Source organism: Skermanella sp. TT6 (assembly GCF_016653635.2).
Taxonomy (GTDB): domain Bacteria; phylum Pseudomonadota; class Alphaproteobacteria; order Azospirillales; family Azospirillaceae; genus Skermanella; species Skermanella cutis.
On the sequence record NZ_CP067420.1, the window covers coordinates 2,079,804 to 2,102,909 of the forward strand.

General features: G+C 65.3%; 20 protein-coding genes. 12 read left to right on the plus strand and 8 right to left on the minus strand.

The genetic code is table 11. The features are described from left to right. Positions 1-291: 291 nt before the first annotated feature. Positions 292-1,323: an FAD-dependent oxidoreductase gene (locus IGS68_RS09815; RefSeq protein ID WP_201079428.1), complete on the plus strand. Its 1,032-nt coding sequence runs from the start codon at positions 292-294 to the stop codon at positions 1,321-1,323. Between the two features lie 12 nt (positions 1,324-1,335). Here the strand turns inward: IGS68_RS09815 and IGS68_RS09820 are convergent, their stop codons facing one another. After that, the gene (locus tag IGS68_RS09820; protein ID WP_201079430.1) at positions 1,336-2,931 is read right to left on the minus strand and encodes a DUF4384 domain-containing protein; all 1,596 of its coding nucleotides are present in this window, start codon (positions 2,929-2,931) and stop codon (positions 1,336-1,338) included. 225 nt (positions 2,932-3,156) lie between these two features. Here IGS68_RS09820 and IGS68_RS09825 point away from each other — a divergent pair, with 225 nt between their 5' ends. Next, positions 3,157-3,885 carry a Crp/Fnr family transcriptional regulator gene (locus IGS68_RS09825; RefSeq protein ID WP_201079432.1) on the plus strand — a complete coding sequence of 243 codons (729 nt, stop codon included), beginning with the start codon at positions 3,157-3,159 and terminating at the stop codon, positions 3,883-3,885. A gap of 50 nt (positions 3,886-3,935) precedes the next feature. On the opposite strand, the gene IGS68_RS09830 is transcribed toward IGS68_RS09825, so the two are convergent. From IGS68_RS09830 to IGS68_RS09845, 4 genes are all read right to left on the minus strand, one after another. Then, positions 3,936-4,259, minus strand: a complete 324-nt coding sequence (locus IGS68_RS09830; protein WP_201079434.1) for a hypothetical protein — start codon at positions 4,257-4,259, stop codon at positions 3,936-3,938. Between the two features lie 186 nt (positions 4,260-4,445). Then, on the minus strand, positions 4,446-5,915 hold the full coding sequence (locus IGS68_RS09835; protein ID WP_201079435.1) for a mechanosensitive ion channel family protein: 1,470 nt from the start codon (positions 5,913-5,915) through the stop codon (positions 4,446-4,448). A 185-nt stretch (positions 5,916-6,100) separates the two neighbouring features. Continuing rightward, positions 6,101-6,439 carry a hypothetical protein gene (locus tag IGS68_RS09840; RefSeq protein WP_201079437.1) on the minus strand — a complete coding sequence of 113 codons (339 nt, stop codon included), beginning with the start codon at positions 6,437-6,439 and terminating at the stop codon, positions 6,101-6,103. Positions 6,440-6,987: 548 nt separating this feature from the next. Further along, positions 6,988-8,187 carry an IS256 family transposase gene (locus IGS68_RS09845; RefSeq protein WP_201070895.1) on the minus strand — a complete coding sequence of 400 codons (1,200 nt, stop codon included), beginning with the start codon at positions 8,185-8,187 and terminating at the stop codon, positions 6,988-6,990. Positions 8,188-8,562: 375 nt separating this feature from the next. Here IGS68_RS09845 and IGS68_RS09850 point away from each other — a divergent pair, with 375 nt between their 5' ends. Continuing rightward, complete coding sequence (locus IGS68_RS09850) at positions 8,563-9,111, plus strand: hypothetical protein (protein WP_201079439.1); 549 nt, start codon at positions 8,563-8,565, stop codon at positions 9,109-9,111. A 72-nt stretch (positions 9,112-9,183) separates the two neighbouring features. On the opposite strand, the gene IGS68_RS09855 is transcribed toward IGS68_RS09850, so the two are convergent. The 3 genes from IGS68_RS09855 to IGS68_RS09865 form a co-directional block, all read right to left on the minus strand. Continuing rightward, the gene (locus tag IGS68_RS09855) at positions 9,184-9,633 is read right to left on the minus strand and encodes a phasin family protein (protein WP_201079441.1); all 450 of its coding nucleotides are present in this window, start codon (positions 9,631-9,633) and stop codon (positions 9,184-9,186) included. A 126-nt stretch (positions 9,634-9,759) separates the two neighbouring features. Further along, the gene (locus IGS68_RS09860) at positions 9,760-10,698 is read right to left on the minus strand and encodes a response regulator transcription factor (protein WP_201079443.1); all 939 of its coding nucleotides are present in this window, start codon (positions 10,696-10,698) and stop codon (positions 9,760-9,762) included. Beyond that, positions 10,682-14,071 carry a hybrid sensor histidine kinase/response regulator gene (locus IGS68_RS09865; protein WP_201079445.1) on the minus strand — a complete coding sequence of 1,130 codons (3,390 nt, stop codon included), beginning with the start codon at positions 14,069-14,071 and terminating at the stop codon, positions 10,682-10,684. Before IGS68_RS09865 ends, IGS68_RS09860 begins: the two co-directional genes overlap by 17 nt. A 167-nt stretch (positions 14,072-14,238) precedes the next feature. Here IGS68_RS09865 and urtA point away from each other — a divergent pair, with 167 nt between their 5' ends. The 9 genes from urtA (at position 14,239) to IGS68_RS09910 (ending at position 23,067) form a co-directional block, all read left to right on the plus strand. Continuing rightward, on the plus strand, positions 14,239-15,525 hold the full coding sequence (gene urtA, locus IGS68_RS09870; RefSeq protein ID WP_201079447.1) for an urea ABC transporter substrate-binding protein: 1,287 nt from the start codon (positions 14,239-14,241) through the stop codon (positions 15,523-15,525). A 101-nt stretch (positions 15,526-15,626) separates the two neighbouring features. After that, the gene (gene urtB, locus IGS68_RS09875) at positions 15,627-16,553 is read left to right on the plus strand and encodes an urea ABC transporter permease subunit UrtB (protein WP_201079449.1); all 927 of its coding nucleotides are present in this window, start codon (positions 15,627-15,629) and stop codon (positions 16,551-16,553) included. Positions 16,554-16,563: 10 nt separating this feature from the next. Then, positions 16,564-17,703: an urea ABC transporter permease subunit UrtC gene (gene urtC / locus IGS68_RS09880; RefSeq protein WP_201079451.1), complete on the plus strand. Its 1,140-nt coding sequence runs from the start codon at positions 16,564-16,566 to the stop codon at positions 17,701-17,703. 3 nt (positions 17,704-17,706) lie between these two features. After that, the gene (gene urtD, locus IGS68_RS09885; protein ID WP_201079453.1) at positions 17,707-18,453 is read left to right on the plus strand and encodes an urea ABC transporter ATP-binding protein UrtD; all 747 of its coding nucleotides are present in this window, start codon (positions 17,707-17,709) and stop codon (positions 18,451-18,453) included. A gap of 15 nt (positions 18,454-18,468) precedes the next feature. Further along, on the plus strand, positions 18,469-19,158 hold the full coding sequence (gene urtE, locus IGS68_RS09890; protein WP_201079455.1) for an urea ABC transporter ATP-binding subunit UrtE: 690 nt from the start codon (positions 18,469-18,471) through the stop codon (positions 19,156-19,158). 56 nt (positions 19,159-19,214) lie between these two features. Next, positions 19,215-20,444 (plus strand): formamidase, encoded by a 1,230-nt coding sequence (fmdA, locus tag IGS68_RS09895; RefSeq protein WP_201079457.1) that lies wholly within the window; start codon positions 19,215-19,217, stop codon positions 20,442-20,444. 11 nt (positions 20,445-20,455) lie between these two features. Further along, the gene (locus IGS68_RS09900) at positions 20,456-20,809 is read left to right on the plus strand and encodes an FmdB family zinc ribbon protein (RefSeq protein ID WP_201079458.1); all 354 of its coding nucleotides are present in this window, start codon (positions 20,456-20,458) and stop codon (positions 20,807-20,809) included. Between the two features lie 245 nt (positions 20,810-21,054). Then, a complete protein-coding gene (locus IGS68_RS09905; RefSeq protein WP_201079460.1) occupies positions 21,055-22,212 on the plus strand; it encodes a hypothetical protein in 1,158 nt (385 codons plus the stop codon). A 171-nt stretch (positions 22,213-22,383) separates the two neighbouring features. Continuing rightward, positions 22,384-23,067, plus strand: a complete 684-nt coding sequence (locus IGS68_RS09910; protein ID WP_201079462.1) for a hypothetical protein — start codon at positions 22,384-22,386, stop codon at positions 23,065-23,067. Positions 23,068-23,106 lie beyond the last annotated feature (39 nt).

The window sequence follows — 23,106 nt, forward strand, 5'->3', positions numbered from 1 at the left end:
GACCAGCGAAGGACGGCATCGTCCGAAGGAAGGTGCAGAATGCCCACGGAAAATACTTCGATGCCATATCGTTCTATGAACAAAAGGCGACTTAAATTTACTATCGGGAGCCGTCACATTGTCTCCGGATGCCAGAGACATAGATGTCGGGAAGCGAAGAGAACTTGTCCACGAATTCTCCGCACCATCCACCGCTGGCAGCGTCTTTCGTCATAGGCCAGGGTTATTCACGACGAGGGATTTTTCATGTCGGCTGACAGGATAGAATGTGTCGTGATCGGGAGCGGAACCTTGGGTGCCGCCGTCGCGAGGCGTCTTGCTCTGGACGGGCGGGAAGTGATGTTGATCGCCCGGCGCGACCGCCAGCAGGATGACGGGGGACTTGCCATGGCCGCCGGCGGGTGGCCGGAGCCGGTCGAGGCCTCGGTGGTGGACCGGCCCCGGACCCTGCGGGCCGGCTTCTCCGCCCAGGGGGCGCAGGCGTTGGCGTCCTATTGTGCCCGCCAGGAGATCCCGTTCCGGCGAACGGGACAGCTCCTGATCGCCCGCGACGACGCCGAGATGGCCGTGCTCGAAGACATCAAGCAGCGCGACCCCTCGGTCGATTTGCTGTCCGTGGCCGATGTGGCCGCCCACGAGCGGGGGCTGCGATGCGTCGGCGGCTTGTTCGCTCCCGACGCGGGCATCGTCGATGGCGACGCGCTTCGCCTTGCCCTGCGGATCGAGGCGGAGAACGCCGGCGCCTTCGTCACCGAGGATTGCAGGCTGGTCGCGGCCTACCCCATGCGACGCGGGTTCGAGGTGGATCTCGGCGGGATGCCGGGCGAGCTGGAGACGGTTCGCTGCGATAGCCTGATCAACGCGACGGAGGATTACGAGGCGGTCCAGATCGCCGCCCGGGTCGACGGCATGCGGAACCATGCGCCGCCCGAGCTGTCCGGACCGGGATCGAAACGGTACAAGCTGGAAGGGACGGCACCGTTCGACCGCCTCGTGGTGCCGGGCTGCCGCGGACCCAAGTCGGCTGCCCTCTTCTTTTCCGGCTTCCAAGGCGAAAGCTGGATGGACGTCCTGTCCGAGTCGAGGGACGTGGCTGGCCGCGGCGACGAGCCGGGCACGGATGGACCCCGGTCGCCCGATTTCCGGATCCAGGGACAGGCGGAACACGGCATCCCGGGGCTGATCAACCTGTTCGGCATCGATGCCCGGTCGGAGACCCGGGCGGCCCTGGCGCTTGCCGATGCCGTGCTGGATGCGCTGTCCGGACGCGCGGACTGGTCGGGCATGCTGCCGGTTCCGCCGTCCAGCCTTGCGGTGGCGTAAGGCGGACGCAGCTCAGAAATCGACCGTGTTGGCCGGGACGACGCGCAGGTTCAGGCGCTTTGTCCGGACGTTCCCGCCCGGGATCTCGTTGAACGCCTGGGTGACGCCCTGAAGGGTCGCCTGCGGGATCGGCCTCAGGTCCTCGATCTTCATCGCATCGGGCAGGGACAGGCCGACCTCTCGGGCCGAGGCGAAGCACGCGACCGCCTCGCTGTCGCCGACGCTGTCCAGGCGGATGTTGAAAGGCTTTTCGTAGCCGGGCGGGATCTCGACCTGCTGGTTCGCCGTCACCAAGGCGTCGGGCTGGAAGCGGTTCGGGAAGACCCGCGCCACGGTTCCGTCGCTGTCCTGATAATAGCAATAGAGGAACGCGTCCGCGGTCGCCTGCACCTTCACCACCAGGGCCTCGCCCTGTTTGAACTGGGGCACCGGGCCGCGGTCGGTGTTGAGGAACAGGTCCAGGCGGCGCTCGCCGTTCGCATCGGTCGGGACCAGCGGAATGCCGGGGCCGCCCGCATTGGCTATGGCGCCGGTGCGTCCGGGCGCGCGGGCGGTCACGCCGGGCTTGCCCAACATCGAATAGTACAGGTCGAAATCGATCCTGCCCGTGGCGATCAGGTCGTTGTCGGTCTGATAGCGAGCCGCCGCCTCCTTGGTGTCTATGTCATAGATGCCGGTGATCGGACCCTCGTAATAGCCGCCGCTGGACAGGATCTGCTGGGCGAAGCGGACCTGCTCGTCGGGCGGGGTGGTGTCGAACCATTCGCGGGCCTGCGCCCGGAAGGTCGGGTTGGTCTGGTCCAGGCCCAGGCACTGCCAGTAGGGCACCCGCGTCAGCTTGCCCAGCGTCTCGACCACGCTCAGGTCGACCAGCGTCCGGACCGCCTGGTGGAATCCCTCCGACTTGTTGAAGGCCACGTTGAAGGCGAACCCGGCCTTGTCGATCCGGCCGCCGGCATCGCCGCTGATGCCCGACCGCACCACCGCGATCGAGTTGCTGGCCGACATGCCCGGCAGGATCTGGCGGGTCACCACCTCGCCGACATTGAGATCGACCGAAACGACCGAGACGATCCGGTCGCGCGACGCTCCCAGGTCCAGGAAGGGCAGGGACACGGAACCGCCCTGCAGCTCGCTCAGCACGTTCTCGTCCAGCTGGGTGATGGCGCCCCGGATGTAATAGCTGGGCACCACGAAGTTGGGCTGCACGCCGATCAGGGCGGACAGGGCCGTGACGTCGCTGCTCGGGTTGGGTTCGAAGTCCACGAAGCGGAACGCGTTGCTGCGCGCCGACATGCGGGAGATCGCGGTGATCAGCATCTCCTTGGTTCCGGCAGCGACCTTGCCGGTGGCATCGGGAATGCCCGAGGTCATGATATAGATGTCGCTCTTGCCGTGCTGCCACAGCAGGGTGTCCATGCATTGCAGGCTGCTGGTGAAGCTGCTGATCGTCTTCGTGGTCGGCGTCTTCGGCTCCACCACGACGGGGGCTATCGCCGGGTCCGACATGCATCCCGCGAGCATCAGGCACCCGCCCGCCAGCCACCCGGCGCGCCTGGCCCAGCCACGGCGGGCCGGTCCGCGACGGCGAAGGCGGATCTTGGGCATGGTGGGACTCCTTTCCTGATCGCTACGGCTTGGGAACTTGAAGGGGTATCAGTCTCTATCTGAAAGACTGGAGGGGGCAATCGCTATTTCGTTTAGCTTTCCACCGTCTAGGGAGAAGTGGACAGTCCCGGATCGGCGTGACCATAATGCTTCTCAAATCATGGAAAAACACAATCCTTGGTATGTCCTGGTCCATGACAGGGCTTAGCCTGAGAGGCATCGCCGATGGCCATGATGGGACTGGAGGAAAAGCTTGCCGTCCTGGCGGAGCATTCCTTGCTGAAGCATGTCGATCCCGGCGATCTGTCGCAACTGGCCGCCTATGCCACCGTGGCGCAGCACCGGCCCCGGACCATCATCTTCCGCCAGGGCGACCCCGGCTCCAGCATGATGGCCGTGCTGTCGGGCCGGGTGCGGATCTGCAGCTACTCGGCCGAGGGCAAGGAGGTCACGCTGAACATCGTCCGGAAGGGCGAGTATTTCGGCGAGATCGCCCTGTTGGACGGCAAGCCGCGGACGGCCGAGGCGGTCGCGATCGAGGACACCAGCCTGCTGGTGCTGGAGCGTCGGCATTTCCTGCCCTGGCTGGAAAGCCATCCCACCGTCTGCCTGCGCATGTTCAACGTATTGTGCGACCGGCTGCGGAGGACCAGCACCCAGCTGGAGGACACCCTGTTCCTGGAAGTGCCGATCCGGCTCGCCCGCTGCCTCGTCCGCTTGGCGACAGCCTTCGGTGTGGAGGAGCGCGGCGGGGGAACCCGGATCGACGTCAAGCTCTCCCAGCAGCAGTTGGGTACCCTGGTCGGCATCACCCGGGAAAGCACCAACAAGCACCTGAACGAATGGCAGCGCGACGGGCTGATCACCGTCTCGGCGGGATCGGTCACGATCCGCGACCTCGACGGCCTGCGCGAGCTTGCCGACTTCTACGACGAGGACGAGGCGGAAGCCTGATCCCCGCCCCGCGGCGATCGCTGCGCCGCGGGGCCGTGCCGTGGCGCCGGTCAGCAGTCGCTTTCCGAGTTGATGCCGCCGACCGTCTGGCAGGCGCTGGACAGGAACCCCGTCGAAGCGTTGACCGCGTTGTTGGCGAGGCCGATGACGGTGGCGTTGCCCTTGACGTTCACGTTGCCCTTGACCGAACCGATGTTCTGGTCGGCCTTCGCCAGGAAGCCGGTGGCGGCGTTGACCGCGTTGTTGGCCAAGCCGATGACGGTGGCGTTGCCGCCGATCTCGACGCCGCCGCGCTGCTGGGCCAAGGCCGGGCCGGCGGCCAGGGAACCGGTGACGATGGACAGGGCGACCAGGGCAGTGGTGATGCGGATCATGGACTGAACTCCTTTTCATTGGGTTTGCGGTGGGTTCCGGCTTCAGCGCCGATCGCGTCCTTCGCGATGAAACAAACCTACCCAAACCCTTGAGCCGTCGATGTAATCCGGCTTACACCCGTCCCGGAATCACTGTGAAGCGGGCCACGCCCGGCTCATCGATGAGCGGCAGTCGCATGGACCGGGTCACGGTGCCGGCAGTCCGAAGAAGTCCCGCAGGCGGTTCAGCAGGTCCGGCCGATGGGGGACCGGCGGTTCGGGCGCCGGGCGCAACGCGGTCGCGCGCTTCTCCGCGTTGTGCTCCGCCCGCTCCGCCATCAGCTCGGAAAGCCTCTCCGCCAGTTCGGCGCGATCATGCAGCAGCGGGCGCAGATGCTCGCCGGCAAGCTCATGGACGACGGCGTCGGTCATGGCCGCCACCGTGGCGCTGCGCGGCTCGCCGGTCAGCAGCGCCATCTCGCCGAAGATCGCTCCCGGCGCCATGCGGTCCAGCACGACGGTCCGGGCACCGCCGTCACCGTCGAGGGTCCCGCGGACCTCCAGCAACCCCTCCGTCACAAGGAAGAGCGAAGACCCCTGGTCGCCCTGGTTCACCACGACGGCGCCGGCCGCGAACTGCCTGCGCATCATCCGGCTCGCCAGGGCATCCAGTTCGCCAGGCGTGAAGGCTTGGAACAAGGGGACCGCGCCAAGCATGCGGCGGCAGATATCCATACCCTCCAGGTCGCGGGCGGTGCGGCTCTGAGGAACCAGGCTGCGGCGCGGCGCGGCGATCGACAGGCCGGCGTCGCGCAACGCCTTCAGCATGGCGGCGGCGACGGCGTCCCGGCAGGCAATCTCGGCGCCGTGGTCGGGCACGCGGAACCGCAGCAGGTAGCAGACGCCGGCCTCCCCAACGCTTTCCACCACCACGTCGGACGGACCCTCGCCCAGCAGGTGATCGACCGACAGCAGGGCGGACATCAGCACCCGCCGCGCTCTCTTGACCGGGACCGCGGCGTCCAGGTGGACCCGCAACGAGGCCCGGTAGGAGGGATCCGGCAGGCTGAGATTGACGAAGCGGCTGCCCGCGATCAGGCCGTTGGGCAGGATGACGGTGGTCCCATCCGTCGTCAGAAGCCGGGTCGAGCGCCAATTGACCTCGACCACCTTGCCCGTCGGCCCCGGTCCGCCGGACGCCGTTCCCACCTGGATCCAGTCGCCGATCCGGTAGGGGTGCTCGACGTTGATCGCGATGCCGGAAAAGATGTCGGCCAGGATGTTGCGCAGCGCGAACCCCAGCACCGCGATGACCACGCCCGACGTCGCGACCAGTCCGGTGACCGGCAGATGAAGGACGAAGCTTGCCACCGCCAGCCCGGCCAGCCCGAAGAACAGGACGCGCGCCAAGTCGCCGACCAGCCGGGGCGCCGCCGGCGACTGGCCGGATGTGGCCGGGGAGCGCAGCAGGCCGTCGACCACGCGGGTCGCGACCCAGGCAAGCCCGAACCAGCCGGCGGACCCGGCCACCAGGGTCACGGTATCGTCCAGGGCGCCGTCCGGTCCCAGCCCGAGCCGCGACCGGACGGCGGGCCACAGGAAGCCCAGGGCGAAACCGCACAGGGTGACCGCCAGCGGCAGGATGGGCAGGGGCGGCCGGTGTCCGGACGTCTTCATCGCGTCTCGCATCATCGATTCCCGGCGAGTTCCAGGGAAGCGGGCAGGCGAGTTTAGGCGTGAAGCGCCGTTCGCGAGAAGCGGAGGAAATGCGCTCCGACGAAAAATGCCCCGCGGCGTCGGCCGCGGGGCGAGAGTGGAGAGGAGAGGAGAGGCGGAAGGGAGCGCGGAGCTGCGCTACGGGATCAGCAGTCGCTCTCGGAACTGACCACGCCGACCGACTGGCAGGCGTTGGACAGGAAGCCCGTGGCCGCGTTGACCGCGTTGTTGGCGAGGCCGATGACGGTCGCGTTGCCCTTGATGTTCACGTCGCCCTTGACGGCGCCGATGTTCTGGTCCGCCTTCGCCAGGAAGCCGGTGGCGGCGTTGACCGCGTTGTTCGCGAGGCCGATGACGGTGGCGTTGCCGCCGATCTCGACGCCGCCGCGTTGCTGGGCCAGGGCCGGGCCGGCTGGCAGGGAGCCGGTGACGATGGACAGGGCGATCAGGGCGGCCAGCGCGGGGGCGTTGGTGATGCGGATCATGACGGTATCTCCTTCAGGGCCTGGGTGGTTGGGTTCGCGGCGGTCGCCGCTGTCGTTCTCGATGGACAAACCCTATCCGCTCCCCGCCCCGGACCCTGTAAACCGGCCCACAGGAGTTTGACTTTCGGTGTGAAGGAGATCGCACCGAGGGCATATGACGCTTGAGCTGCATGGCAGGCGGACAGGCCGATGTATTCCTATATCTTGTGGATGATAGTTTGGAATGTGCAGGTCATTGCATATTTCAACGCCTTTGGGTGACTGAACACACAGGCATTCAGTCTTGACGACGACGGTATTCATTAGTTTCAAAGTGACTGGCGTTACATTTCATTATAATCACTGGGGTGAAATCGTGATTGAAGTCCGTCAAAAGCATGCTAAAAAGATGTCTTAAGCTGGTGGATTTTTCAATTAGGAGTTTTTTAATGCCGACACTTGCCGAACTTGAAGACGAAGAAATACTCAGGCGTTTGATCGTGTCCCCAGACGTGGTGTAGGATTGGCGTCACCAATCATCCTGGTTCCCAGCAGTCTGGCCGGGTTGCTCATGCCCCTGCGGCGGGCAGCATGATGGGGCTATCATCGCCGAGTGGAGCGATAGTTTCCAGTGTCATGTAGCGGGCGCGCTGGACGGCCCATTCATCGTTCTGCTCCAGGAGAATAGCGCCGATGAGGCGAGTAATGGCGTCCTCGTTCGGAAAGATGCCGACAACGTCGGTCCGGCGCTTGATCTCGCCATTCAGGCGCTCGATCGGGTTTGTCGAGTGTATCTTGACCCGATGTTCCTTTGGGAACGTCATGTAGGCCAGCACGTCGGTTTCCGCCTCGTCCAGGAGGGCTGCCAGCTTGGGAACTTTGGCGCGGATCTGATCGGCGACTTGGCGCCACTGGACTTTGGCGGCCTCGGCGGTGTCCTGGGCGAAGGCGGTGGCGATGAACGCGGCGAAGAGGCGCTTGCCCTGCTTGCCAGCATGCGCCATGGCGTTGCGCATAAAATGCACCCGGCAGCGCTGCCATGTCGCCTGGAACACGCGCTGGACAGCGGCCTTGATGCCTTCATGGGCGTCGGAAATCACCAGCTTGACGCCGGCGAGACCGCGACGCTTGAGCTTGCGCAGGAATTCGAGCCAGAAGGTTTCGGCCTCCGATGCGCCGATGTCCATGCCCAGCACCTCGCGCCGGCCATCGGTGTTGACCGCCACCGCGACGGTCACGGCGACAGACACGATGCGTCCCTGCTGGCGCACCTTGACGTAGGTCGCATCGATCCAGAGGTAAGGCCAGTCGCCTTCGATCGGACGGTTCAGGAACGTCTTGACCCGGTCGTCGATCTCTTCGCACAGGCGGCTGACCTGGCTCTTGGAGATGCCGCTCGTGCCCATGGCTTTGACCAGATCGTCCACCCCGCGGGTCGAAACGCCCTGGATGTAGGCCTCCTGGATCACCGCCGTCAGCGCCTTCTCGGCCATCCGGCGCGGCTCCAGAAATCCTGGAAAATAGCTGCCCTTGCGCAGCTTGGGGATGCGCAGTTCCACCGTGCCGGCTCTGGTTTCCCAGTCGCGATCCCGGTAGCCATTGCGCTGTGCGAGGCGGTCAGCCGAGCGCTCACCGTGACCGGCGCCGGTCACCGCCTGAACCTCCATCTCCATCAGCCGCTGGGCGGCAAAGCCGATCATCTCACGCAGCACATCCGCATCTGTGCCCTTTTCAAGCATCGAGCGAAGCGTCATCATCTCGTCGGTCATCGTGGTCACCTTGGATCAGGTATGTGTTGTGGTGACCAGACTTTACCCGAGAACCACGATGACCGCCCGTTCCGGGGCAGGCCCTCCGGTCGGCTACGCCTCCCTGCGGGCCTGCCCCGGAACGGGCGCTCCTACACCACGCCTGGGGACTTGATCCAGGCGTTTCGCGCATCAAGTAGCCATGGGCGTCAAAGAGGGGGCTCCGAGCGTTCCGCAAGGCGGAAATAGCGGAATGGCGACTACCCCGGAAGGCTTCAACCAATTGATTGAGGCGGCAGATAAGCCGACAATGGACGAAAGAGCAGGGCGTATGAAAAGATTCGATTTGTAGAGTGATTCTGTTTGTTCAAGCTTCGCTCGTGCTATGGTATTATTATGTTCGATAAAAATAATATTCTATACCTTGTGACCGAATTTTCGTGCTATATGTTGGCCGCTACCGACCCAAGCAAGCGGTCCCTGATCAGCATCTCAAAGGCGGAGTTCATCGCCGCATTGCGAGAGTGTGAAACCGATTTGGAGTTCCTGCAGACGCGCCGGAAGCTGCAGAACGGCGTATCGGAAGGCAAAGTGGCGGGAGTGCTCTTGTTCAGGCTCTGCCAGAGGCGTATCGTCCATCTTCAATTACATGGGCTTGATGAGGATCCGCCCGAAGCGCATACCTTGCAAGAAAAAGCGGCGATACACACTGTCTTGCAGCTTCTGAACCTCAACATAAGTCAGGATCATCTGTCCAGCTTCATGGGGACTCATCGAAATCCCCATATCACTGCCAAAGCGCTTCAGGATCTGGAGACCGAACTGCTTTATCTGGTGAAAAGGCGGCACTGCAACCAGGAGAACCTGGGCATCTTCTTCGATGCGGTATGTTATCTGGACGCTGGGGTCACCCGCCTGAAGGCGTTCCGCGGCTCGACCTGCTGATGCCGCTCCGGACCGCTCCAATGAACGGCCCGGAGATTTGCGCTTGTATCACTTTGAACGGACAACGGCCAATCAGCCCTTGTTGTCCAACCGTTCGCTGGCTTCCTTGGCCTTGTCCGCCGACAGGCGGGACAGGCGCTCGCTGAAGCTCAGGAGCTCCTTCAGATTGTCCTGAAGATAACGGTTCTGGATGTCCAGGACATCGTTCGGGCTGCGCGCCGACGCGAGCTGCTGCATCATTTCCGACTGCCGCTTGGCCGAATGCTTGGCATACTCCGCGCACTCGGCGGCCGCGCTGCGGGCGCCCGAGGTCATGGTCTCGGCGATCCGCTTCATCATCTCGAAGTTCTGGCCGGAGCGCTGGATCATCTCCTGGGAAACCTTCGCCGACATTCCCGCCACGTCGGCCATGTTGCCCATCTGGTTGCGAAGCTGGTCGGCCCCTTGGCGAAGCGCGTTCTCGGCCTGCTGGGTCCCCCTGCCGGTCGCGGCAGCTCCGGTGTTGCCCTTGTCGTCCGCCATGTTTTCCTCCCGATGCGGATGGTTGTAGAGGCGCCCTCCCGTCTGCCGGAACCGGCGTCGGGCATGGCGACATGGACTCAACACTTGGAAAGACGAAATGTTGTCGGGGATCGGCGCGGAGTTCCCTCAGGTCAATCCCACCGTCCGGATCGCGACCACCGCCGCCGAGGCGCGGTTCTCCACGCCCAGCTTGGCGTAGATCTGCTCCAGATGCTTGTTGACCGTGCGGGCGCTCATGCCCAGGATCTCGCTGATGTCGCGGTTGGATTTGCCGCGGGCGATCCACAGCAGCACCTCCGACTCCCGCGCGGTCAGGCAGAGCCGTTCCTTCAGCAGGGCCTCCTCGGTGCAGCTCCGGTTGTTGACCAGCCTCAGCAGGAACTCGTCGGGGCCGGCGCGGCCGACATAGGTGAACTGGATCCGGTGCCCCTCGTCGCCGCACGTCACGGCGACGCTGTCCGTCCGCCCGTCGGACCCGGAACCGTCGCGCTCCGCGAGCCAACTCCTGACGGCGGAAGGCAGGCGTCCGCCGTCACCGGCGGCCGCGTCCAGCAGCGGGGCCAGCAGGATGCTCGCCTGCGGGGTGCACCACAGCACCTCGCCGGCCTTGCTGGCGGCCAGCAGGAACCTGCCGGTGGCGTCCAGCGCGCTGCGGGCGCTCTGGGCCAGACGCGCATTCGCCAGATGGGCGTGCATCCGCACGATCAGCTCGTCCGGCACGATCGGCTTGGTGACGTAATCGACGCCGCCTGCCTCGAAGCCCGCGACGATGTGCTCGGTCTCGGTCAGGCCGGTCATGAAGATGACCGGCACATGGGCGACGTTCTTTTTGTCCTTCAGCCGCTTGCAGGTCTCGAAGCCGTTCATTCCCGGCATGATCGCGTCCATCAGGATCACGTCGGGCGTGATCTCGTCGACCAGCGCCAGCGCCTTGGCTCCTTCGAGCGCCACCAGCACCGTCACTTCGGCCTCTTCCAGCGCGTCGGTCAGCATGCCGAGCGTTTCCGGGGAATCATCGACGACCAGCACGATGTCGCGTGCCTTCAGCCTATCCAGCATGACCATCGAGCGCCTCCAAGGTCCGCATGTAATCGTCGAGCGCGAGGTCGTTCACCAGCGACTTCATGTGGCTTACGAACGGCCCGCACTCGGGGCTTTTCACCTCGATCTCGTCGAGCTTGGTCTTGATCCCGCGCACATAGCCGATCCGGCCGAGCTGCCGCAGGTCGTCCAGGTGCCCCCGCCCGGGCACCGTGTCCGGCGGAAAGCCGGCCCGCGTCGGCTCGGCCGGCTCGACCGAGGCGTCGTGGACCCAGTCCAGCCCCAGCACGGCCCGGATCGCGTCGAGCAGCGCCGGGATCGTGATCGGCTTTTCCAGATAGCCGTCATGGGCGGTGCCGCCGTCCTCCTCGGCCCCCGGCTCCGCCCGTCCTTCGGCGGCATTGGCGGAAATCATGATGATCCGCGCTTTCGCCTCGCCGGACCGCCGCAGCAGCCGGGCGGCGTCGCGCCCGTTGATCCCGGGCATGGAGATGTCCATCAGCACCAGGTCGGGCTGGATCTCCCGGGCCGAGGCCACGCAGGCCGCGCCGTCCGTAACCGTGAAGACGATGAATCCCAACGGCCCCAGGATGTCGGTGACCAGGTCCCGGTGGTCGGGATCGTCGTCCGCGACCAGCACCGTCCGGCGCGGCCCGGCATAGCCGGTTATGTTTCGCGCGACGGGGGCCAGCCGGCCGGGCCGCCGCACTTCCGACAGCAGCAGCTTGACCCGGAACACGCTGCCCTTGCCGGCGGCGCTGCTGACGGAGATCTCGCCGCCCATGATCTCGGTCAGCAGCTTGGTGATGGTCAGCCCCAACCCCGTGCCGGGCGTCATCCGCGCGCCGGCCTGCTGGCCGCGCACGAACGGCTCGAAGATGCGGCCCAGGTCGTCGGGCAGGATTCCGATGCCGCTGTCCTCCACCTCGATGTCGGCGACCTGGCTGCGATAGCGGATGCGGAGCGCGATGAAGCCGCCGGGCGTGAACTTGATGGCGTTGGACAGCAGGTTGATCAGGATCTGGCGCAGGCGCTTGGCATCGGTATGGACCACCAGCGGCAGCGTGTCGGGCCGGTCGAACACGAATTCGATTCCCTTCGCCGTCGCCTGGAGCCTGAACATGTCGACGATCTGGTTCAGGAACTCGACCAGATGGACCTCGTCCCGGTTCAGCCGCAGCCGGCCGGCCTCGATCTTCGAGATGTCGAGCAGCCCCTCGATCAGGCTCGACAGGTGCTCGGAGCTTCGCCGGATCACCTTGATGGCGTCGCGCCGGCGCGGCGGGATGGTCTGGTCGGCCTCCAGAAGCTGGGCATAGCCGAAGATCGCGTTCAGCGGCGAGCGCAGCTCGTGGCTCATGCCGACGACGTAGCGGCTCTTGGCGAGATTCGCCGCCTCGGCGACCTCCTTGGCCTTCTGGAGCTCCGCGTCGGTCCGCTCGTGCGCCTCGATCTCCTGCATCAGCAGGTTGGTCTGGCGCACTGTCTCCTCCTGGGCGACCTTGCGGCTTTCCTGGGCCAGCACGAACAGCCAGGTCGCAACCCCGGTGATGATCATCAGGATGAAGAACAGGTTCCAGAAGATGCCGGCGATGGTGTCGCGGTGGGCGTCGTCGTTGAGCACCGCCTGATGATAGATCACCGTCAGGATCAGGCCGATGATCAGCCCGAACAGCGCCAGCAGGCCCAGATAGTGGCCCAGGCGGGAGTTGACGCGATCGACCATCCGCTCCGGCAGGGCCAGCCTCAGCCAGCCCAGCACTTGCTCCGGCATGCGCGATTGCGGCTTGCAGACATCGTGGCAGCGGGCGTCCAGCGAGCAGCACAGGGAGCAGATGGCTCCCGAGTAGGCGGGGCAGAACGCCATGTCCTCCCGCTCGAACATATGTTCGCAGATCACGCATCGGATCGTCGGCGTTGCCGGCAGCAGTCCCGCCGAGGAGCGCGCGATGTAATATTTCCCGCCCGTGGCCCATGCGATCAGGGGGGCCGCGGCGAACGGTACCGCCAGAGCCACGAAGGGAGCCAGCGCCTGCACCGTGGCACCCAGCAGCCCGGTGAAGGCGAGGGCGGAGGCCAGGACTCCCAGCAGCATCGAGCCGACGCCGACCGGGTTGATGTCGTACAGGTGCGCCCGCTTGAACTCGATGATCGGCGGGCTCAGCTTCAGCGGCTTGTTGATCAGCAGGTCGGCGACGATGGCTCCGACCCACGAGACCGCGACCACCGAGTAAAGGCCCAGGATCTGCTCCAGAGCCTTGTAGATCCCGACCGCCATCAGCAGGAAGGCGATCGCGACGTTGAACACCAGCCAGATCACCCGTCCCGGATGGCTGTGGGTCAGGCGGGAGAAGAAGTTCGACCAGGCGATGGAGCCGGCATAGGAGTTGGTGACGTTGATCTTGATCTGCGACACGACCACGAAAGCCACCATCGCGAACAGCGCCATGTCGGCGCTGGTGAACATGTGGCCGAACGCCACCAGATACATCCGCGTCGGTTCCGCCGCCTGCTCGACGGACATGCCCTGGCCGACCGCCAGCACCGCCAGGAACGACCCCGCCGCCAGCTTGATCATGCCCAGCACGATCCAGCCCGGCCCGGCCGACAGCAGGGAAGTCCACCAGGCGACGCGGTTGCCCCTGCGCCTCACAGGCATGAAGCGCAGGAAATCGACCTGCTCGCCGATCTGGGCGATCAGCGCGAAGATCACGCCCGACGCCGCCCCGAACAGCAGCAGGTCGAACGATCCGTCCGGCGCCCCGACCAGCCCGGAGTATCCGGTCCATTCCCGCAACCCGTTGGACTGGTGGATCGCGATGAAGACGAAGGGCAGCACGTGCAGCACCACCCAGACCGGCTGGGTCCAGAGTTGGAACCGGCTGATGAAGGTGATGCCGTGGGTCACCAGCGGGATGACCACCAGGGAGCTGATCAGGTAGCCGGCCGACAGGGGGATGCCGAACCCCATCTCCAGCGCCAGGGCCATGATCGCGGCCTCGATCGCGAAGAAAATGAAGGTGAAGGAAGCGTAGATCAGCGACGTGATGGTCGAGCCGATATAGCCGAACCCGGCGCCCCGGGTCAGCAGGTCGATGTCCACCCCGTAGCGGGCGGCATAGTAGCTGATCGGCACCGCCGTGATGAAGATCAGCAGGCCCACGGCCAGGATCGCCGCCATCGCGTTGGTGAAGCCGTAGTTCAGCGTCACCGTCCCGCCGATCGCCTCCAGCGCCAGGAACGAGATCGCGCCGAGCGCGGTGTTGGCGACCCGCAGCGCCGACCAGCGGCGCGCACCCTTGGCGGTGAAGCGCAGCGCGAAATCCTCCAGGGTCTGGTTGGCGACCCACTGATTGTAGGTGCGCCGGACCCTGACGATTTTCTGAAGCGCCGCCATCCGTCCTCGATCTGCCGTCAGAGTGAAAAGCCCCCGAAGCGATGGGTGTCGGTCACGCTAGCCCGACGCCTGAATACTAGCATATACGTCAATTGCCGTATTGCTGCATCGCGGCATCGACCGGAACCTTTGCGCCTGCCTGACGCCGATAAGCACAAGGAGGTTGCATGTCTTCCGACCATTTCCCGACCGGCCCGGAATCGAACGGTCCCGAATCCACCCTGCGCCGCAAGCTTCTGCTCGGCATGGCGGCGCTCCCCGCGGCGACGCTGCTGCCGGGGCTGCTCTCCAGGCCCGCCTATGCCCAGGCGCCTGCCACCTCGGCGGTCAACACGACGGGCCTCGCGGTGACGGACAGCACCGTGCGGGTCGGCATCCTCCATTCCGTCACCGGCACCATGGCGATCAGCGAGACCGGATCGGTCCAGGCGGAGAAGCTGGCGATCGCGCAGATCAACGAGATGGGCGGCGTTCTCGGCCGCAAGATCGAGTTCATCCAGGAGGACGGCGCCAGTGACTGGCCCAACTTCGCGGAAAAGGCCAAGAAGCTGCTGGTCAACGATAAGGCCGCCGCCGTTTTCGGCTGCTGGACGTCGGCATCGCGCAAGGCGGTGCTGCCGGTATTCGAGCAATACAACGGCATGCTCTACTATCCCACTTTCTACGAGGGGCTGGAGCAGTCGAAGAACGTCATCTATACCGGGCAGGAAGCGACCCAGCAGATCCTGGCCGGCATCGACTGGGTGGTGAAGGAGAAGCAGGCCAAGAGCTTCTATCTGCTGGGCTCCGACTATATTTGGCCGCGCACCTCCAACAAGATCGCCCGCAAGCATATCGAGAAGAACAGCCTGAAGGTCGTCGGCGAGGAGTATTTCCCGCTCGGGCATACCCAGTTCAACTCTGTCATCAACAAGATCAAGCTGACCAAGCCGGACGTGATCTACGCGATCATCGTCGGCGGCTCCAACGTCGCCTTCTACAAGCAGCTCAAGGCGGCCGGCATCGACCTGTCCAAGCAGACGCTGGTCACCATCTCGGTCACCGAGGACGAGATCCTCGGCATCGGCGGCGAGAACATCGCCGGCGCCTATGCCTGCATGAAGTACTTCCAGTCGCTCGACAACCCTAACAACAAGGCCTTCGTGGAAGCCTTCAAGAAGATGTGGGGCGAGAACATCGTGATCGGCGACGTGACCCAGGCCGCCTATCTGGGGCCGTGGCTGTGGAAGCTGACGGTGGAGAAAGCCGGCAGCTTCGACGTGGACAAGGTCGCCGCGGCCTCGCCGGGGATCGAGTTCCCGCAGGCGCCCGAAGGCTATGTCCGGATCCACGAGAACCATCACCTGTGGAGCAAGACCCGCGTCGGGAAGGCCAAGGCCGACGGCCAGTACGAGGTGATCTACGAGACCGCCGACCTGATGGAGCCGGATCCCTTCCCCAAGGGCTACCAGTGACCTGAAGGCGCGTTCGGAGGGGCGGCGTCCCCGCCGCCTCCGGTGCGCGGGACGCGCACCCTCCGACCGTGCGGGAGCACCATTCGTCAGGAGAGCGATCCATGTTCGAAGGCTACACGCTGGCCGAACTCGGCTCCATTTTCGCCATGCAGGGATTCGCCGGTCTGATCCTGTTTTCCGTTTTCGTGCTGATGGCCCTCGGGCTCGCGATCATCTTCGGGCAGATGGGCGTCATCAACATGGCGCACGGGGAATTTCTGATCCTGGGAGCCTACATCACCTATTTCACGTCGAATTTCTTCCTCAACCATATCCCGGCCCTGTTCAGCGTCTATTTCTTCGTCGCCATGGCGCTCGCCTTCGTCGGGGCGGGGGCGTTGGGGATGCTGGTGGAATGGGCGATGATCCGGCACCTCTATCGCCGGCCGCTCGATACGCTGCTGGCGACCTGGGGCCTCAGCCTGATCCTCCAGCAGTTCTACCGCTCCGTCTTCGGCGCCCGGGAGGTCGGCGTTGAACTGCCGCAGTGGCTGATCGGCTCGCTGCCGGTGACCGACGTGATCGAGGTGCCGATCAACGGGCTGTTCGTCATGGCGCTGACCCTGATGATCACGATCGCGGTCGGCGTGCTGATGTACCGCTCGCGCTGGGGCAAGCAGGTCCGGGCCGTCATGCAGAACCGGGTCATGGCCGGCGCGGTCGGCATCGATACCGAGAAGGTCGACCGCTACACCTTCGGCATCGGCTGCGGCATCGCCGGGGTCGCCGGAAGCGCCTTCACCATGGTCGGCTCGACCGGTCCGACTTCCGGTCAGCTCTACATCGTCGACACCTTCCTGGTGGTGGTGTTCGGCGGCGCCCAAAGCCTGCTCGGCACCATCGCGTCGGCCTTCGTGATCTCCCAGGCCCAGTCCACCATGGAATTCTTCCTCAGCGGCTCGATGGCGAAGGTGCTGACGCTGCTGACGGTCGTCGGAATTCTCATGCTGCGGCCCCAGGGCCTGTTCGTCCTCAAGGTAAGGCGATGAGGGACCATCCATGAGAAGCGGCAATATCTTTCTCAGGCGCAACGAAGTCTTCTTCCTGGTCGTTCTGGCGGCCCTGCTGCTGGTCGTCTTCCCCATGGCTCTCGACAGCTTCCGGCTGAACCTGGTCGGCAAATACCTGACCTACGCCTTCGTGGCGCTGGGGCTGGTGCTGTGCTGGGGCAACGCCGGCATCCTCAGCCTGGGGCAGGGGATCTTCTTCGGGCTCGGCGGCTACTGCATGGCGATGTTCCTTAAGCTCGAAGCCTCCAGCCCGGAGGCGACGGCGATCCAGTCCACGCCCGGCATCCCCGACTTCATGGACTGGAACCAGATCACCGAACTGCCCTTCTTCTGGCAGCCGTTCCACAGCCTGACCCTGACCGTCGTCGCGATCCTGGTGGTGCCGGCCGCCTTCGCCTGGATCATCGGCGTCGCGATGTTCAAGCGGCGCGTCGGCGGGGTCTATTTCGCGATCATCACCCAGGCCATCGCCGCGATCCTGACGATCCTGATCATCGGGCAGCAGGGTTATACCGGCGGCATCAACGGCATCACCGACCTGCGCACGCTGAAAGGCTGGGACATCCGCACCGACTTCGCGAAGGAGGTGCTGTATTTCGTCACCGTCGCCCTGCTTCTCGGCTGCCTGCTCCTGGCTCAGTTCGTCCGACGCTCCAAGTACGGCCGCATCCTGGTGGCGATCCGCGACAAGGAGGACCGGGTCCGCTTCTCCGGCTACGACGTCTCCAACTTCAAGATCTTCATCTTCTGCTTCGCCTCCGTCCTGGCAGCGGTCGGCGGGGCGATGTTCACGCTCCAGGTCGGATTCATGTCGCCGTCCTTCGTCGGCATCGTGCCGTCGATCGAGATGGTGATCTACTGCGCCGTCGGGGGCCGGCTGTCGCTGTTCGGCGCCGTCTACGGCACGCTGTTCGTCAACTACGCCAAGACGATCTTCTCGGAGAGCTTCCCGGAACTGTGGCTGTTCGCGATGGGCGCCCTGTTCATCGGCGTCGTCATGGCGTTCCCCAACGGCCTTGCCGGCCTCTGGCAGGTCCATGTCCAGCCGCTGTTCGACCGCTGGGCCGCGTTCCGCGCCGGCGCCCGCCCGATCGCCCCGCCTGCCGCCGCCGCCGAGCGGAGGACCTGAACCATGGCGAACGAGACCAGCTTCCTCCTCTCGGTCGAAGGCCTGACCGTGTCGTTCGACGGCTTCAAGGCCGTCGAGAACCTGTCCTTCTATGTGGAGGAGAACGAGATCCGCGTGATCATCGGCCCCAACGGGGCCGGCAAGACCACGGTGCTCGACCTGATCTGCGGCCGGACCCGCGCCACCGGGGGGTCGATCAAGTTCAAGAGTAAGGAGATTTCCCGGCTGCGCGAGGACCGGATCGTGGCCGAGGGGATCGGCCGCAAGTTCCAGAACCCGTCGATCTACGAGGATCTCAGCGTCTTCGAGAACCTGGAGATCTCCTATCCCCGCGGCCACTCCGTGTTCGGCGCGCTCGCCTTCAAGCGGGACGCCGCGGTGCGCGACCGCATCGACGAGATCGCGGAAACCATCTTCCTGGCCGACCATCTGGACCAGCGGGCGGAACATCTGAGCCACGGGCAGAAGCAGTGGCTGGAGATCGGCATGCTCCTGATCCAGGACCCCAAGCTCCTGATGCTCGACGAGCCGGTGGCCGGCATGAGCGTCGCCGAGCGGGTCAAGACGGCGGACCTGCTCAACCGGATCATCAAGGACCGCGCGGTGATCGTGATCGAGCACGACATGAAGTTCGTCGAGGACATCGCCCACCGCGTCACGGTCCTGCATCAGGGAAAGGTCCTGTCCGAAGGATCAATGGGCCACGTGAAGAATGATCCGCGTGTCGTCGAAGTCTACCTTGGCCATTGAGGGGGAACGCCGGAAATGCTCAACGTCTCCAACCTTCACGTGGCTTATGGCCAGAGCGAGGTTCTCCACGGCCTGGACTTCATGGTCGCTCCCGGCGAGATCGTCGCGATCATGGGCCGCAACGGCATGGGCAAGACCACGCTGATGAAGTCCCTGATGGGGATCGTGCCGACCCGCAGCGGCTCGGTCGCGGTCGGCGGCGCCGACATCACCCACCTGAAGAGCCACCAGCGCGTGGCCAAGGGCGTCGGGTTCGTGCCGCAGGGTCGCATGATCTTCTCCACCATGACGGTGCAGGAGAACATCGAGACCGGCCTGACGGTGTCGGGCGAGAGCAGGGTCCCGCCCGACATCTACGAGCTGTTTCCCGTGCTGCTGGAGATGAGGGGCCGCCGCGGCGGCAACCTGTCCGGCGGCCAGCAGCAGCAGCTCGCCATCGCCCGCGCGCTCGCCAGCCGGCCCAAGGTGCTTCTCCTGGACGAGCCGACCGAGGGCATCCAGCCCTCCATCATCCGCGACATGGCCCGCACCCTGAAGCGCATCCGCGACGAGCGCGGCCTCAGCATCGTCGTGTCGGAGCAGGTGCTGAGCTTCGCGCTCGACATCGCCGACCGCGTCCTCGTGCTGGAGAACGGCGACATCGTCCAGGACCAGCCGAGGGCCGGAATCGACGAGGCGCAGGTCGCCCGATACCTGTCGGTCTGAATACCGGAATTCCTTTCGCCCTCAAGACAAACAACCCATCGAGAAGGAGTGCTGACATGGCGGAAACAATCATCAAGATCGACCTGGGCTCTTCCCCCTACGACAACGACATGATCCATAACCGCTGGCACCCGGATATCCCGATGGTGGCCACGGTGAAGCCCGGCGACGACTTCATCGTCGAGTGCTTCGACTGGACCGGCGGCCAGATCAAGAACGACGACAGCGCCGCCGACGTGCGCGACGTCGACCTGACCCAGGTCCATTTCCTGTCCGGCCCGATCGGCGTGGAAGGGGCGGAACCGGGCGACCTGCTGGTGGTGGACTTCCTGGATATCGGTGCCTTCCCGGCCAGCCAGTGGGGATTCAACGGCTTCTTCTCCAAAAAGAACGGCGGCGGCTTCCTGACCGAGCATTTCCCCGAGGCGCAGAAGTCGATCTGGGACTTCGAGGGCATGTTCACCAAGTCGCGCCACGTGCCGGGCGTTCGCTTCCCCGGCCTGATCCATCCGGGCCTGATCGGCTGCCTGCCGTCCCGCGACATGCTCCAGACCTGGAACACCCGCGAGAAGGCTCTGTTCGACACCGATCCCGAGCGGGTGCCGGCGCTCGCCACGCTGCCCTACGGCCCGACCGCCCACATGGGCCGCATGAAGGGAGACGACGCGAAGGCGGCGGGAGCCGAGGGCGCGCGCACCGTGCCGCCGCGCGAGCATGGCGGAAATTGCGACATCAAGGACCTGTCGCGCGGCGCCAGGGTCTTCTTCCCGGTCTATGTGCCAGGGGCCGGGCTGTCCATGGGCGACCTGCATTTCAGCCAGGGCGACGGCGAGATCACCTTCTGCGGCGCCATCGAGATGGCCGGCTGGATCCATCTGAAGGTCGGGCTGATCAAGGGAGGCATGGCGAAGTTCGGGATCAAGAACCCGATCTTCAAGCCCAGCCCGATCAAGCCGACCTACGACGACTACCTGATCTTCGAGGGGATCTCGGTCGACGAGGGCGGCGTCCAGCACTATCTCGACGTCCACGTGGCTTACCGCCAGGCCTGCCTGAACGCGATCGAGTACCTGACCAAGTTCGGCTTCACCCGCGCCCAGGCCTACGCGGTTCTCGGCACGGCGCCGGTCCAGGGTCACATCAGCGGCGTCGTCGACATTCCCAACGCCTGCGCCACCCTGTGGCTGCCGACCGGGGTGTTCGAGTTCGACATCAATCCCGGCTCGGACGGACCGAAGAAGATGCTGGACGGCTCGGTCGACGTGCCGCTCACCCCGGACCTTTGAGGAGCAGCACCATGCCGGTCTACGACTACATGTGCGAAAGCTGCGGCGCCTTCACGGCGCTGCGGCCCATGGCGCGGTCGGCGGAGCCGTGCGGCTGCCCCGATTGCGGAGCGCCGGCGCCCCGGGCCTACCTGTCCTTCCCCAACATCGGCGGCATGGACCCGGCGCGCCGGACCGCCTTCGAAACCAACGAGCGGAGCGCCCACGCGCCGAAGCTGTCGAAGAAGTCGGACCGGGCGGCAGGTCATGCGATGGCCCATGGTCCGGGCTGCTCCTGCTGCTCCGGCGGCAAGGGCAGCGCCGTGTATACGCGGGACGGCGCCAAGACGTTCCCGTCCAAACGTCCTTGGATGATCTCGCACTGATTGCGCAGTCGTCATGAAAAAGGGGAGCCGGACGATCGGCTCCCCTCGTCACGTGAATATGTAGTTACCCAAGACGAGAAAGCGGTTTCACCACCATCAATACGGCGTGCGGGCTTCAAGCTGGAGCGAAAGTCGTAGTCCCTGGAGAAACCCGATAGTACTCACCCGGTTATTGACTTGTCATGCGCACCTATGGCCCTCTAGCCAAAACATCGAGACGAAATAGAGAGCACAGGGAGGCGAGCGTGGCTCACAATGGACCAGAGGCCGAGCCCACGGGGTCGGCCGCCCCGAGCGGAACGCAAAACACCAATACGGATAGCGCCGCCCGGGAGCCCGGCTGGGTCAATCGGCGGACGATTTACCTGCTCGGCGGTGCGACGGCCATCGCCCTGATCCTGGCGGTGACCGGCTGGACCAGGGCCAATACCTACAGTAATCAGGCCGATAACCTGAGAGCGGAAGTCGCCGGTCTTCAGTCGCAGCTCGGCGACGTTCAGGGGCAGCTCACCACCGCCCGGGGCCAGTTGACCACCACCCAGGAACAGCTTGCCGCCGTTACCGGCGAGCGCGACCAGCTGCAGCCGCTGACCGCCCAGGTCGCCAGCCTCAACGACGAACTCGCCGATGTCCAGGTCGAGCGGTCGATGATGCTGAACGAGCGGAACGGCATCGTCCAGAGGCTCGGCGCCGTCACGTGGGCGCGCGATGTCGGAGAGGCCGACCTCGCGCAGCTGCAGAGGCGGATGGCGACGCTCACCAGCCAGCGCGACGAGCTGTTGCCGTTGGTCGACGAGGTCGCCCGGCTGGAAGACCTGCGCGCCAACTTGCTGGCCGAACGCAACGAGCTTGTCCAGAGGATCGGCGGCGTCGCCTGGGCGCGTGACCTCGCCCAGGCCAAGGTCGCGGAACTCGGCCGGGACATCGAAAGGGTCCAGGCCGAAAAGGAACGCGTCGTCGCCGACATGGCCGCCATGGAAGCCGCGGTCGGCACCCGGGAAGCCCTGGAAGATCAGGTCGCCAGGACCGAGGCCGCCTCGAAGGAGATCGAAGGCCAGCTCGCCAATCTTACGGCCCAGCGCGACCGGCTGAATGAGGAGATCGCCCAGAGCGAAAGGCGGATCGCCGATCTCCAGGGAGCGGTATCGCTCGCCAGCCAGAACCTTGCCGCCATCGGCAACGAGGTGGCCCAGCGTTCGGAAGCCCTCAACGCGTTGCGCCAGCAGCAGCAGGAAGCGACCCGTCAGGCCGAAGCGGCCAAAGCTGTCTTCCTGGATGCCGAGAAGCAGCTCAGCCTCCTGCGCGACCAGATGGTCAACCAGGCGGAGGTGCTGCGCGCGGCCGCCAGGCCCGCCGCCGAGGGGGAGGCCCCGGCGAGCGGGTCGAGCCAGCCGTCCCAGTGATCCTCGTCCCATCGGGACCGCGGGCCGCGAGGCCCGCGGTCCCGGCGCATTCGATCCGCGTTAGCCCGAAAGAGCGACCGGCCCACGGCGACCGATCGCACCCTTCTTGACCACAAAGCGGACTCTACGTGTTAACAGGTCCGGTATCGTGGAAGGCTAGGGGAGAGATCATTGATCCGGGACCGCCAGAAAACCGACGGTGGACTGCCGATCAGGCTGCTTACGACGCTCCAGGCCGCCGTCCTGTGCCTGCTGATCGATCCGGCGTCGGTCAAGGCCGAGCAGACCGAAACCCACATATGCACCCTGACGGACCAGACCCGGCGCATGGACCGGGTCTTCGAGCCGGGCGGGGCGCCGTGTTCCGTACGTTACTACCGTAACGCCGAACCGCCGCAGACCTTGTGGGAAGCGCGGGAGACCGGCCAGGTCTGCATCGACGCCATAGCCAGGATGAAGCGGGATTTCGAAGCCAGCGGCTATACCTGCACCGGTGCCACTGACGACAGGGAGGAGGCGCCGGCCGTCGCCCCCCGAAGCGGGCAGAGCGGCCCGCCGGAACAGCCGGCCCAGGCCGGCGGCCAGAGCGCGCCGGTCCAGGACCTGTGCTACGCGGTGAGCTATCGGGCCTGCGCGCCCGGCCAGGGAGACTGCCGGACGCAGCCGGCGTCGATCTGCCTCCAGCCCGACAACCGGTGGCTCCTGACCGACGGGATTCCCGCCGGCCTCGATCCGGCGTCGCGCTTCCTCCCGGGAGATCCCGGCAAGTGCTATCGCGTCTACCGGAACGGGGAAGCGCTACCCCTGTGCACCGAGAACGCCGGCTCTCCGACCGCCGTCTGGTCGCTCCGCTGACTTTCCGCTGACGATAAGGTGAGTTGCCAGCTTACGGCG